General features: G+C 58.0%; 11 protein-coding genes. 5 read left to right on the top strand and 6 right to left on the bottom strand.

From position 1 onward, the window contains the following. Positions 1 to 152 precede the first annotated feature (152 nt). Positions 153 to 1058 carry a helix-turn-helix domain-containing protein gene (locus ACR3EN_RS06815; RefSeq protein ID WP_480870820.1) on the top strand — a complete coding sequence of 302 codons (906 nt, stop codon included), beginning with the start codon at positions 153 to 155 and terminating at the stop codon, positions 1056 to 1058. Positions 1059 to 1161: 103 nt separating this feature from the next. Here ACR3EN_RS06815 and ACR3EN_RS06810 read toward each other — a convergent pair whose 3' ends face one another. After that, entirely contained in the window at positions 1162 to 1866 is a 705-nt protein-coding gene (locus tag ACR3EN_RS06810) for a pirin family protein (RefSeq protein WP_480918405.1), read from the bottom strand. 112 nt (positions 1867 to 1978) lie between these two features. Between ACR3EN_RS06810 and ACR3EN_RS06805 the strand changes: the two genes are divergently transcribed. Beyond that, complete coding sequence (locus ACR3EN_RS06805) at positions 1979 to 2866, top strand: LysR family transcriptional regulator (RefSeq protein ID WP_480870824.1); 888 nt, start codon at positions 1979 to 1981, stop codon at positions 2864 to 2866. 156 nt (positions 2867 to 3022) lie between these two features. Here ACR3EN_RS06805 and ACR3EN_RS06800 read toward each other — a convergent pair whose 3' ends face one another. Then, positions 3023 to 3448 (bottom strand): Arm DNA-binding domain-containing protein, encoded by a 426-nt coding sequence (locus ACR3EN_RS06800; RefSeq protein ID WP_480870826.1) that lies wholly within the window; start codon positions 3446 to 3448, stop codon positions 3023 to 3025. A 188-nt stretch (positions 3449 to 3636) separates the two neighbouring features. Next, on the bottom strand, positions 3637 to 4527 hold the full coding sequence (locus ACR3EN_RS06795; protein ID WP_480823335.1) for a LysR family transcriptional regulator: 891 nt from the start codon (positions 4525 to 4527) through the stop codon (positions 3637 to 3639). A gap of 110 nt (positions 4528 to 4637) precedes the next feature. On the opposite strand from ACR3EN_RS06795, the gene ACR3EN_RS06790 reads away from it, so the two are divergent. Beyond that, positions 4638 to 6188, top strand: a complete 1551-nt coding sequence (locus ACR3EN_RS06790) for a proton-conducting transporter transmembrane domain-containing protein (protein ID WP_480823333.1) — start codon at positions 4638 to 4640, stop codon at positions 6186 to 6188. A gap of 14 nt (positions 6189 to 6202) precedes the next feature. Next, on the top strand, positions 6203 to 8611 hold the full coding sequence (locus ACR3EN_RS06785) for a YbcC family protein (protein ID WP_480823331.1): 2409 nt from the start codon (positions 6203 to 6205) through the stop codon (positions 8609 to 8611). A 165-nt stretch (positions 8612 to 8776) separates the two neighbouring features. On the opposite strand, the gene gyrB is transcribed toward ACR3EN_RS06785, so the two are convergent. Together gyrB and ACR3EN_RS06775 are read right to left on the bottom strand one after the other, a co-directional pair. Then, on the bottom strand, positions 8777 to 11194 hold the full coding sequence (gene gyrB / locus ACR3EN_RS06780; protein ID WP_480823329.1) for a DNA topoisomerase (ATP-hydrolyzing) subunit B: 2418 nt from the start codon (positions 11192 to 11194) through the stop codon (positions 8777 to 8779). A gap of 102 nt (positions 11195 to 11296) precedes the next feature. Then, on the bottom strand, positions 11297 to 11869 hold the full coding sequence (locus tag ACR3EN_RS06775) for a TetR/AcrR family transcriptional regulator (protein WP_480823327.1): 573 nt from the start codon (positions 11867 to 11869) through the stop codon (positions 11297 to 11299). A gap of 101 nt (positions 11870 to 11970) precedes the next feature. Here ACR3EN_RS06775 and ACR3EN_RS06770 point away from each other — a divergent pair, with 101 nt between their 5' ends. After that, positions 11971 to 12537, top strand: a complete 567-nt coding sequence (locus ACR3EN_RS06770) for a carboxymuconolactone decarboxylase family protein (RefSeq protein WP_480823325.1) — start codon at positions 11971 to 11973, stop codon at positions 12535 to 12537. On the opposite strand, the gene recF is transcribed toward ACR3EN_RS06770, so the two are convergent. Next, positions 12534 to 13628 (bottom strand): DNA replication/repair protein RecF, encoded by a 1095-nt coding sequence (recF, locus tag ACR3EN_RS06765; RefSeq protein ID WP_480823323.1) that lies wholly within the window; start codon positions 13626 to 13628, stop codon positions 12534 to 12536. The genes ACR3EN_RS06770 and recF overlap by 4 nt on opposite strands. Positions 13629 to 13637 lie beyond the last annotated feature (9 nt).

The raw sequence follows: 13637 nt of genomic DNA, 5'->3' as shown, positions 1-13637 counted from the left end.
TTCCAGATTCCCGCGCCGTCGGCGAGTTTTGCGTCGCTGGATCAGAGGAAAACCGGGTTAGGGTTGCGCCTTCACGAAACACGCTCCGATATTGATTTCCACAGATGTTTTCCTGTTTAGTATGCAAACCCATTTGCACGGGCTATTTCCGCATGGCGCAGTCGCACGCAAATCCCACATCTGTCTCGGAGCAGTTTTTTCGCTCGAACGAAGCGTATGGTGACAAGCTTTTGGGTATTCGCACCGGCGGTTCGTTCCAGGTATCCAGTTTTCGATTCAAGATGGACGCGTACAGAACCTACATTCCCCCCGGACCCGGTTTCGGACTTGGCGTAAGTTTGAGCCCAAAGGTATCTGCCAGATGGAATATCGGCGATGGCTGGAAAAACACTGAATCTGCCCGGCCGGGCTCGCTGATCATCAATCCTGTCGAAACGGGCCTGGATATCGAAACCTTTTCACCTCATGACCTTCTGGTAGTGAATACAACCGCATCGCGGCTGAACGACCTGCTTGAGGCCTATGGTATTCAGGACACTGAAGTGTTTAATCAATTGGCAAATCGGTCAAATCTGCATGATGAACAGGTCCGCAGGCTGATGGTCGGAATTTGGCGCGAAAGCGGCCGCCGACCAAACGAGTCTGCTTTGTTGTTGGACGGTTTGTGGCAATGCCTCGTTGCGCGCCTTTTGCAACTTGGTCGAACGAAAGTTCACGCAAAAACCTATGGTTTGACCAAACGCCAGCTGGGACGAGTTGCAGACTTTACCGTTGAAAACCTTGCAGGCGGCTTGAACGTTGCCGATCTGGCAAAGGTTATAGGACTGCCTGCGGGTCAGTTCGCGCGAGAATTTCGGACGTCCTCGGGTCAGAGTCCCTATCAGTACATCTTGCAACTGAGGATCGATAAAGCCTGCGATCTGCTGGAGCGTAGTGATTCAAACCTGGCGGCAATAGCCTATCAGTGTGGGTTTTCATCGCAGAGCCACATGACGGATGTGTTCAAAAGCAAAGTCGGGGTAACACCCGGAAAATACCGCGCCCAAATACGCATGTGATCAAAGCGAAAAGCTTACCTCGGATGGCGCCAATCCATCCCAATGATTAGAAAAGCATGCCGCAGTACCGTTAAGACTTGCTTTAACGACACTGCGACCAAGTTCAAGACAATGCCATGTCGAATAACAGAAATTCGGCATCGTCCAGTGCGCTTATCTGGATCGAGTCTTCATCTTTTATGGCAGCACCGTCGCCTGCCTCCAAGGTTGATCCGTTTATCGAAATCGATCCGCGGATTATTTGCACCCACGCACCTCGACCAAATCCGATGCTGTGTTCCAGTGACCGGTTTTTCTGCAGGCTAGAGCCATACAGATCGACATCCCGGTGGATCACCACTGACCCCTCGCGCCCTTCACGAGACCCAAGCAAGGCCAGTCTGTTTTGCCGATTTTCAACTGGAAACTCTTTTTGCTCGTAACTTGGGTTCAGTCCTTCCCGCTCTGGCACAATCCAAATCTGCAGAAAGTGCACCGGCTCGGAGCTTGAGGCGTTGTATTCCGAATGCCGCACCCCGGTTCCTGCGGACATGCGCTGCACATCGCCCGGTCGGATGGTCGCGGCTTCGCCCATCGAGTCCTTGTGCTCAAGCGCGCCATCCAAAACTATGGACAGGATCTCCATGTCCGCATGCCCGTGGGTGCCGAACCCGGCCCCGGGTGCAACCCGGTCTTCGTTGATGACGCGCAAAGGTCCAAATCCCATATGGTTTGGGTCCAAATACTGCCCAAATGAGAAAGAATGCCGGGAATCCAGCCACCCAAAGTTTGCCTTACCCCTTTCAGAAGACGGTCTCGTCCGAAGCATCTCTGCCTCCATCTAATGTTGACTACTGCTGCTCCGAAATTTGGTTACCTTTTCTATTGAGACAATCAGATGAATATTTGACACACTGTCCTACAAAACGAACAGGTGTAGAATGGATAGATTTTCCGAACTCAAAGCCTTCGTGGATGTCGTTGAGGCTGGAAGCTTTTCGGCGGCAGGCCGGGCAACCGGGCAGTCCCGGTCGTCAGTGAACAGGCTTGTTATCGCCCTTGAAGAACGTCTTGGCGTCCAGCTACTTCACAGGACAACAAGATCCGTATCTGCCAACAGCAACGGCCGCGCGCTGTATGACCGTGCCAAACAATTGCTGGATGACCTTGAAGAAATCGAAATGGCCGTCAGCTCGACGCGTGCTGAGCCGATGGGAAGGCTGCGCGTTAGTGCACCGCATTCGTTTGGAGAACTCGACTTCTCAGAAATCGTCGCCGCGTTTTTGAGAACCTATACAAAGGTTGAAATTGATCTGACCTTCGAAAACCGTTTTGTCGACCCCGTGTCAGAAGGCTATGATCTTGTAATCCGGGTTGCAGAACCGGACGAGCAAACCGACCTTGTGGACCATAGGATCGTTGAACTTGAATACCTGATTTGTGCTTCTCCAGACTACCTCGAGAACTTCGGCGAGCCCGAAACACCGAGAGATATAGCAGCTCACCAAGTTCTGGCTCTAAGCCAATCTGGCCATAGTGATCGATGGGTACTTGCCGGACCAGCGGGGCATGTCAATGTTCCAATTAAGCCTGTGCTAAGCGCGAACAGCCTTGACGCCTTGCTTACTGCCACATGCTATGGAGTGGGCCTAGCCATCTTGCCAGGATATGCGATCCGAACAGAACTCGAATCCGGTGCCTTGAGGCAAATTCTTTCAGATTATCATTTGCCGCCGCGCGTCCTACAGGTGATTTATCCGCCGTCGAGACATCTTTCAGCCAAAGAGCAGCACTTTACAGAGTTTGTGAAGGACTGGTGCAACAAGTAAATCAGTAAAGTAGTCATCAGGAAACATCTCGAGCTGCCTGAATACTTCAAACATCCTATCCATTTCAACTTGCGCAAACCTCCTGAACAATCCGCTATGTAACCCTCATTGAAACAACGAAATCGAATAACTCCATAAAAGATGTTCACCCTGGGGTTAGGTGTTGATGGTGTTGCGCCATTGATCGCGGTGCTTTTCGTTTTTGAATGCATCCAGTTTTGCCACGAGGCATCTCTCGGTTGCTTCGGCAAAAAACAACCCTCGTCTTTGGGCCATGACGAGTGCTTTTTTTGCTGACTTGCGTTCTTCTACAGGGTCAATCCCTCGCCTGATTTGATCCTTCGCTTCCCGTGCACGTACTCTTGCTTGGGATAGTGAAGTATCAGGATAGCCGCCTAATCCAATTTCTCGTCGTTTACCCGCTGCAGATACACGTAAAAGCCATGTGCGTCCGCCATTGGAGGTGATTTGCATCAAGAGACATGAAACTCCGCCCACTGCGAAAGTGGAGTTTCCGGCGCTGCCCAGATGCTTCAACCTCTTCACATCAAGCGCAGACAGTTCTTTCGCTACTTTCGGCATTCCCACCCCGCAACTTCCCCGCCAAAACTACTGATAGTAGTTGCGGCGAGGTGCAGTGGATTACAGCGCTATTTTCAGTAAGTTTGTTTATTATTAATATGTTATGACAACACTTGATATCCGATGCGCCGGCAAAACTGCTGCCTTCGTCTCCGCCACCCACTTTTCAATACAGCCTTCGCCGGACGTTATGACAAAAACGCTGGGCCAGCGTTTTGTTCTAGGATTTCCTGCACCAAAGGATTGGGAAAACGGCGTCGCAGTGTGATCGCGAAAAATGTCTCCTTTATCCGCGGATGCTCGTTCGCTTCCTTTAGCCGGCCAGAGTTCAACTCATCTGTCACAACAATCGGCGCAACAAGGGCGAGGCCGATATCTTCACGTGCCAGCAGCCGCATCATCGCCATGTCATCGACCTCGGCGGCGATCTGGGGGCGGACCGAATAGCGGCTGGCCATCGCATCGAAAGCCGTGCGGACACTGCTGTCTGTTGTCGGCAGGATAAAAGGCTGTTCTGTCAGAAGCTGCTGGATCGAACGCTCGTTCTTCAGACGTTCCGGAGTGCCGACGATGCTGACCTCCTGTTCGCCGATCTGATGGGTTTCGTAGGGCGTCAGACTGTCATCGGGTGGTGGACGGTTCATCAGAACCAGATCAAGGTTAAGCGCCTCCAGCCCCTCCAGCAACTCAGTTGGGCTGCCGGATCGCAGGATGACCTCGACATCAATGCGCGACAGGATCGGCCTGAGAAAACCGATCTGAAAGTTGCGCGATAGCGTCGCCAAAGCGCCCACGCGCAACGCTTTGCGGGTCTGGACCGTGCCGGTCAGCGTCGCGACAAGCTCTTGCCCTGTCGAGAAAATCGCATCGGCATGATCCAGGGCGATACGTCCCGCTTCGGTCAGATGCAGTTGCCGACCGCGGCGTTCGAACAGATCGTGGCCAAGTCTTTCTTCAAGCTGCTTGATTTGAACCGAAAGGGCCGACTGAGACAGGTTCAGCCGCTGCGCGGTTCGCGTCAGATTTCCATCATGCGCGACAGCCCAAAAGTATCTCAGGTGATGATAGTTCAATGGCATATCGTTCTCTTTATTAGAACGTAAAGTCCAAAACAATGAATTTTTATTGTCACAGCTTCTGCCCTAGTTCCGATGCAGAGCCGTTGGCTTTGAAACTGAAGGACACCGATATGGCATATCTCTTTCTTCCCTTAATTGCTCCGCTGATCCTAGTCGCAGCAGCGCAGCTGGCGCGCCAACGACCCGGGCAACACTTCGGGTCTGCCCCCGCGCTGGCTGAGGCCGCAGCGTTTGGTGCGTTCCTGGTTTCGGCGCTGGCAGCGGCGTTACTTGTGATCAACGGGTCCGGGACGTCCGCTCTGATCGGGCTGTTTGGCGTGGGCCTGTCGGTGCGCCTTGATGCTGTCAGCGCGATCATGCTGGTTCTGGTCAGCTTCATCGGCTGGGTCGTGCTGCGTTATTCCAAGACTTATATGGACGGAGAGCCCCGGCAGGCCATGTTCACAAGCTGGATGGCGGCGACGCTAGCGGCGGTTCTGTTGCTGGTCATGTCGGGCAATCTCGTTCAGCTTTTTGTCGCCTGGACGCTTACCAGCCTGTCCCTGAACCGCTTGCTTCTGTTTTATTCCGAACGCGCCACGGCGCAGCGCGCGGCCCATAAGAAAGCGATCGTCGCCCGTCTGAGCGAAGTCGCTCTGGCCGGAGCCTTTGTTTTGCTGATCATCGCGACAGGGACCACCGACATACAGTCGATCCTTGCCACCGCACAGCCCACATGGCTGGTGATGGCCGCTGCCTTGTTGATCGCCATCGCGGCAGTGCTCGCCTCGGCGCAGTTCCCGCTGCACGGCTGGCTGACCGAGGTGATGGAGGCTCCGACGCCCGTGTCGGCGCTGCTGCATGCAGGTGTGATCAACGCGGGCGGGTTCCTGCTGATCCGGTTTGCAGACGTGATGCTTGCTGCGCCAGGGGTAATGGCGCTGCTTGTCATGCTGGGCGGCTTTACCGCTTTGTTTGGCGGGCTGGTCATGCTGACCCAATCTGCCGTGAAGACATCACTCGCGTGGTCGACGATTGCGCAGATGGGGTTCATGGTCATGCAGTGTGGTCTGGCGTTGTTCCCACTGGCACTGCTGCATATTGTTGCCCACTCACTTTACAAGGCGCACGCGTTCCTCAGCGCCGGCGAGGCCGTTCGAAATGTGGCTGCAATCAAACGCCCGGGGCCTATCGCGGTGCCCAGCGCGCGGAATGTGCTGCAGTCTTTCGTGATCGGTATCGTCATTTATGGCCTTGTAGGCACGATCATCGGGTTCGATGGCAAGTCAATTCAGGCCATTGCCCTGGGTGTGATCCTGATTTTCGGCGTCGCCTATCTGCTGGCGCAGGGCTTTGCGGATGCAGCACCACGAGCACTGATGCAGCGCACCGTAATGTACGCGCTTGTGACCTCGGTCAGCTACTTCGCGCTGCAGGTCGTCGCCCAAGAACTGACCGCCGGAGCGCTGCCTGCAACACCCGCACCCGGGCCGCTTGAATGGGCGTTGATCGTGCTGGCGCTGGTGAGTTTTGGCTGCGTGGCGGTGGCACAGGCGACGTTCCCACTTTGGGCATCGCACCCGGCCGCTGCGGGCCTGCGCGTCCACCTGACCAACGGCCTTTATGCCAATGCAATCTTTGACAAGCTTCTGGACGGCTGGTCCAGACGGTCTGTCGCTTGAAAGGAACGGATCTGATGTTTGCCAAACTCGAAGCCTACCCCGCCGCACTGCTGGAACTGGTTGCTGAGGCCAATGCCTCTGCCAAAGCGATCCCGCCGCTGTTTCCGCTGTCATCAAGCGTTGCAGTAAACCCTTTTCTGGGTCAGACCGCAGAACCCCTTGCTGTGACTGCCGCCCGTTTGGGTCGTGTCGGCGGCACCCGGATCACGCCGCGGCGCGCGCACTGGGCCGCTAAGATAAAGTCGGGCGAGGTTACAGAAGCGGATCTGCTGGATGCCCTGTCGGCAACCGAAGGGCGCTTCGGCGCGCCCGGACTGCAGGATATCAAGGCGGCAATCGAGGTTGAAACGCCCGCGCCCCAGGCTTTGCCAACAGTGGCGGAACTGGCGGCAGATGTATCGGGGATCGACTGGCCCGGCCTGATCGAAGACCGCATCGGAGCCTGGGCCGCCGGGCATTTCGATCAGGGTCAGGCACTTTGGCAGCAATCCGGCGCCAACGGTGCTTTCCAGTCCTGGCGCGATTTTGCAGCCCGCGACCTGACGCCCGAAATTCAGGGGCTCAAGGGCTTTTGCGCCTTTGTGGCCGAGACCAACCGCTCGCACTGGCGCGCATTGGGTCGCGCGTCCGAACGGCTGGGTGTCGATACCGCAGCAGCGGAAACTGCGTTCCACCGCTGGCTGACAACACTGGGCGGCTGGGCACAATATGCGCGCTATCATTTGTGGCAGGCCGAACTGGAAGGCGCACAAGACAGCACCGTGGTCGAACTGTTGGCGATACGTATGGTGTTCGATGAAGCCTTGTACGCGCTTTACGAAACGCAGATTGCAGCGCGTTGGGCCGAGGTGGTCGCGGCGCACCGCGCTCCGGTTACCCCGGACACAGACCTTGTGATCGACGCGATCCTGCAGGATGCAGGCGAGCGTGCGCAGCAGCGGCACTTGGCCGATAATCTGCTGAACGGACAGCAACGTCCTGCGCAAGGCCGCCCCATCGTTCAGGCAGCTTTCTGCATCGACGTTCGGTCCGAGGTATTTCGCCGCGCACTGGAAGCACAAGACGCCGGAATTGAAACCGTTGGCTTTGCGGGCTTTTTCGGCCTCGCCAGCGCGCACAAGGCTGCGGGATCAGATGTGACCGAATTGCGCGGCCCCGTGCTGCTGCAGGCCGGTGTGCATTCGCACGCCAGTGAACCCGAACAGGCCGATCTGAGCCGCCGCTACACCGCGCGCGCCAAACGCGCTTGGGGCCGGTTCAAACTGGCTGCCGTATCCTCGTTCGCCTTTGTCGAAGCGACCGGGCCGCTCTATGCCGGGAAACTGGTCCGGGATTCTCTGGGGCTGAGCGGCGCGGCATCGGCCGAGCCCGCGCCAAGATTTGATCCGGCGCTCGACCTCGACACCCGGGTCGGAATGGCAAAGTCCGTGTTGTCGGCGATGTCACTGACTCGCGACTTTGCGCCCGTCGTTCTGCTGGCGGGTCATGGTGCGGATGTGACCAACAACCCGCATGAAAGCGCATTGCAATGCGGCGCCTGCGGCGGATACGCGGGTGACGTCAACGCGCGGCTTCTGGCCGGTCTTCTGAACGATCAAGAGGTTCGCCAAGGCTTGCGCAGCGCAGGGATCGAGGTGCCGTCCGACACCGTTTTCCTTGCGGCGCTGCATCACACCACAACCGACAAGGTTACCCTGTTTGATCAGGACCTGCCGGCCGGTACATCTTTGGCAAGCTTGAAACAGATCAAAAGCTGGCTTGCAGCCGCTGGCGATCTGGCCCGCGCTGAGCGTGGGCAAAGGTTGCCGCGAGCGGATGGCGCGCAGGATGTACTGCGCAGATCGCGCGATTGGGCCGAAACGCGCCCGGAATGGGGCCTTGCTGGATGCCGTGCCTTTATTGCCGCGCCGCGCGGTCGCACAGATGGCGCCGATTTGGCGGGACAGGCGTTTCTGCACAATTATGACTGGCGTCGGGACGACGGGTTCGGCGTGCTGGAACTGATCATGACCGCCCCGGTGGTGGTCGCCAGCTGGATCAGCCTGCAGTATTACGGCTCGACCGTTGCACCCGATCTTTTCGGCGGCGGCAACAAGCTGCTGCATAATGTTGTAGGTGGTATCGGTGTGCTGGAAGGCAACAACGGCGCGCCACGCGCCGGTCTGCCGTGGCAGTCGGTCCATGACGGCACCAGCCTGCAGCATGATCCGCTGCGCTTGTCCGTGGTCATCGAAGCCCCGCGCGAGGCAATGACGGATATCCTTGCACGCCATGCGCATGTACGCGAGTTGTTCGACAATGGATGGCTGCATCTGATCGCCATGGATGACAATGGTCGGCTTGCGTGGCGCTACGACGGCGATCTGACGTGGAGCCGCTTCAACGACCCGCAAACCGACGAACAAGCCATCGCGGCCGAGTGATCGCCCAGAGGCGCATGAACCCTTACATCCAGCGCGGTCGCGGCGGCCACCGTGCTGGATAAATCAGCCGCTGAAGCGGGTTGATACCAAATACGTTGACTGCAGGCGTCTGGTCAGTGTGTCTGCAGCACACAAACGGACGGTCTGAAACCCGCTGCGATCGCCTTAGAAATCCAAATTCTCAACGCTCAGCGCATTCTGCTGGATGAACTCTCGGCGTGGTTCGACCACATCGCCCATAAGCTTGGTGAACAGATCGTCCGCCTCGACCATATCATCGACGCGCACCTGCAGCAGCGTGCGCGCATCCGGATCAAGCGTGGTTTCCCAAAGCTGGTCGGGGTTCATCTCGCCCAGACCTTTGTAGCGCTGCAGAGACAGGCCCTTTTCACCCTCTTCCAGAATGGCACGCAGCAGGTCCAGCGGGCCATGTATGGCCTGAATCCGGTCGCGACGGATCAGGGTGGCGGGGGTGTTGTAAACCTCTTGCAGGCTTTGGGTGAAGCTGCCCGTTTTGCGGGCCTCGCCCGAACGCAACATGGGGCCATCCAGTGTGCGAACCTCTTCAACACCGCGCAGGATGCGAGCGAGGCGGATGCCGTGATCCTGCGTGATCCGGCCCTGCCAGCCGCGCTCGTATTCGAGTGCGATCAGGTCCAGACGCGCTGCGACCTTGTCGGCCACCCCCTGCAGATCGGCATCAACCGCACCGGGCACGAAAGCCCCCGCGACTGCAGCCTGTTCCAGAATGTGGCGCGGGTAATGCGTCGGGAACGCGTCCAGAACTCGTTTCAACTGCCGGGCCTCATCCACCACGCGGGTCAGGTCCTGCCCGACGATCTCCTCGCCCGAGCCCAGTTTCAGCACCGCGCCTTCGACACCCTGATTGATCAGGTAGTCATCCAAGGCGGTCTGATCCTTAAGATAAACCTCTGATTTACCGCGCGAAACTTTGTACAGAGGCGGCTGCGCGATGTAGAGGTATCCGCCCTCGATCAGTTCCGGCATCTGGCGGTAGAAGAAGGTCAACAGCAGGGTTCTGATGTGCGCGCCATCGACATCAGCATCGGTCATGATGACAATCTTGTGGTAGCGCAGCTTTTCGATGTTGAATTCATCGCGGCCAATTCCCGTACCCAGCGCCATCACAAGGTTGCCGATCTCCTGGCTCGACAGCATCCGGTCGAACCGAGCGCGTTCGACGTTCAGGATCTTCCCGCGCAGGGGTAGAACGGCCTGAGTCAGACGATCGCGGCCCGTCTGGGCAGAGCCGCCCGCCGAGTCACCCTCGACAAGGAAGACTTCGGTTTTGGACGGGTCTTTCTCGGAACAGTCTTTCAGCTTCCCGGCCAGATAGTTCACATCCATCGCCGTCTTTCGGCGGGTAAGTTCGCGGGCTTTCCGCGCAGCCTCACGGGCCAATGCGGCCTCGATGATCTTTCCGACGATCCCCTTGGCTTCATTGGGGTTTTCTTCGAACCACTCAGCCAGCTTTTCATTCATCAGACCTTCGACCGCCGGACGCACTTCGGACGACACCAGCTTGTCTTTGGTCTGAGACGAGAATTTCGGGTCAGGCACTTTGACCGACAACACACAAGTCAGCCCCTCACGCGCGTCGTCGCCGGTAAAGCTGACCTTTTCCTTCTTCGCGATCCCGCTTGACTGCGCGTAGTTGTTGATTGTCCGGGTCAGAGCGCCCCGGAAACCGGCCACATGGGTGCCACCATCCCGCTGCGGGATGTTATTGGTAAAGGGCAGAACCGTCTCGTGATAGCTGTCATTCCACCACATCGCGATTTCGACACCAATGTCGTCCCGCTCGCCCTTGATATAGATCGGCTCTGGCATCGCCGGGGTCTTCGACCGATCGAGGTATTTGACGAATTCCTTGACACCGCCCTCGTAGAACAACTCGGTCTCCAGCCGTTCGGCAGGGCGTTCATCAATCAGGATGATCCGCACGCCCGAGTTGAGGAAGGCCAGCTCACGCAGGCGCTTTTCCAGCGTCTCAAACGAGTATTCAAGGTTCGAGAACGTATCGGTCGAGGCCAGAAAGCGCACCTCGGTCCCGGTGCGGTCGCCGCACTCGCCCACGACTTTCAGGTGCTCAGCAGTCTCGCCACCCTCAAAACGCGCAACGTGCTCTTTACCTGCACGCCAGATGCGCAACTCAAGCCAATCGGACAGCGCATTCACAACCGACACGCCCACACCGTGCAGACCACCCGACACCTTGTACGAGTTGCTGTCGAACTTACCGCCAGCGTGCAGCTGAGTCATGATGACCTCGGCCGCCGAGACGCCCTCTTCGGGGTGAATATCCACCGGGATGCCACGGCCGTTGTCACTGACTGAAACACTGGAATCGGCGTGAATTTTCACAGTCACATGGTCGGCATGACCAGCCAGAGCCTCGTCAATTCCGTTGTCCACAACCTCATACACCATGTGGTGCAGACCCGAGCCATCGTCAGTATCCCCGATATACATACCGGGGCGTTTGCGAACTGCTTCTAAGCCTTTGAGAACTTTGATGGAATCTGCGCCGTATTCCTGGGGTGCCTGTGCGTCTTCGGACATGCCGTTAGTACCTATATTATTTTGGTAACTTATACGTTTTCTGGTGGGGATTGTCACGCGCTCCCCCAACATTTTGTGCTATCAGCCGTCGCTTGTGGTGGATCAGAGTCGATCCAAATCCGCTGCGATATCCGCTGCGATTTCTGTCGCATCCACATCATCGCGTTCTGCCGAAAGGCGCAGCCCCAGGATGTCAGACTGATAGCGCGCCGCCAGCCGGTCGGGATCATGGTCAGGACCAATCTCTCCGGCCTGCTGCGCACGGCGGAACAGCGTCGCAAAACACCTTTTCATCTCGGCCATATGATGCCCCGCTTTGCCGGCCAGCTCATGCCCCTTGGATTGCAATTCGGCGTAGGTTTTGGCTAACATACACGCCCGTGCTGGCGTCTCGCGTTCGTCAATCACAACGTGCGGCTGCGCCTTGAGCGCCCGCAACGGCCCCATTTCCTCGGCCATTGCCATTAATCGCGCCACGCCGTCATTCGCATATCGCTCCAACGTCAACGCATACAGCGCATCCTTGGATCCAAACGCGGCGTAGAAGCTTCCGGGTTTCAAGTTCAACTCACGCTCAAGGTCTTTCAGCGACGTTCCCGCCCAACCCTGCCGCCAAAAGATATCTCTGGCCTGCCCGATAAGCGCGTCACGGTCGTAAGAAGGTTTGCGAGGCATCGTATTCACCAATTTTTTGAGCGTTCGCTCAAATATATACTTGAGTGATCGCTCAATAAACCCTAAATACGACTCATCGCGCCAGAAACAGGAGTTTTGACATGGCTAATTTCCCGTCCCACGACCTTGATTCCGCCCCCGAAGGGTCCAAGCCGCTGCTTGAGAAATCGCAAGCCGCCTTTGGCCGCCTGCCCGGCCTGCACAAGGTGATGGCGGAAAGCCCGCAACATCTGGAAGGCTACCAGGTTCTGCACGGCCTCTTCCTGCAAACCGATTTCGACAATGACGAGAAAACCGTCGTCTGGCAGACCATCAACGTGGAAAACGAGTGCCACTACTGTGTGCCCGCCCATACCGGCATCGCCAAGATGATGAAGGTCTCGGACGACATCACCGACGCTCTACGCAACGAAACCCCGCTGCCCTCGGCCAAGCTTGAGGCGCTGCGCACCTTCACACTGCAGGTGATGGAAACCCGCGGCAACCCGACCGAGGAACAGCTTCAAGCCTTCTTCGACGCTGGTTACTCGCACCGCGCGGTTCTGGACGTTGTGCTGGGTCTGGCGCAGAAAACCATGTCGAACTACGTCAACCACATGGCCCATACCCCGGTCGACGAAGTCATGCGCGGCTTCCTGTGGGAACGCAAAGTCAGCGAACCCGCCTAAGCCACGACCGAGCCTTCGTCGCCATCGCTGACGATCAGCGTCTGGGCGCGGTCTCCCAATTCCGTAAACAGCTCAGGCCCGGTGCCCGTCATCCAGGCCTGAGCGCCCAGCGCGCAAATCTCATCATACAGCGCCGCCCGCCGCCCCGCATCCAGATGGGCGGCCACCTCATCGAGCAACACGATCGGCGGCGCGCCGACCATCCCCGCCAAAGCCCGGGCATTCGACAGGATCAGCGAGACCAACAGCGCCTTCTGTTCCCCGGTCGAACAATCCTTGGCCGGAACGCCCTTGGCCGCGAACACGCCATACAGATCCGACCGATGCGGCCCCACCAAGGTCCGGCCCGCCGCCAGGTCCCGAAACCGGCTTTCATTCAACGCCTCGCGCAGGTCGTCCTCGGTCTCGGGCATCGCACCCTCGGTCTGCACCAACTCCAGATCAGCAGAAGGAAACGCGGTTTCCGCCTGATCCTGCGCCCCGCGCAAGTGCTCCAATGCCGTCAGGCGGGACGCATGAATGCGGTGTCCAGTCTCGGCCATCTGCCCCTCTAGCGCCGCATACCAATGCGCGTCCCGCACCTGCTCTTTCAGCAGGCGATTGCGTTCCCGCATGGCTTTTTCATAGGTCAGAGATGCATCGGCGTGCGAAGGATCAAAGCTCAGCGCGATGCGGTCCAGAAACCGCCGCCGCCCCTCGGCCCCCTCGATCCAGAGCCGGTCCATCGACGGGATTAACCAAACAACCCGCGCCAGCCGCCCCAGATCAATCTGTGTCGCAGACTTCTCATCAATCCGAACCTGCCGCGCCGCGCCGCCTTCGGACCAGGTCTCGATCTCATAGGCCTGCCCCTGCACCTGCAACAGTCCCGACAGCTTCCACCCCAGCGCCTCGGGTCGCCGCGTCATCTCAGCCGCACTCGCCCGCCGCATCCCACGCCCCGGCGAAAACAAAGACACCGCTTCAAGAATATTGGTCTTCCCGGCCCCGTTTGGCCCATGTATCGCCACCGGTCGCCCATCCAAGGACAACCGCGCCAGCTTATGAGACCGAAAATGCGAGACCGTAAGCTCGGTCAGGGCCAATCCCATGACCCCTCC

The organism is Ruegeria sp. G7 (genome assembly GCF_056535465.1).
The sequence above is the reverse complement of the archived record's forward strand: the minus strand, read 5'-3'. Positions and strand labels throughout refer to the sequence as shown.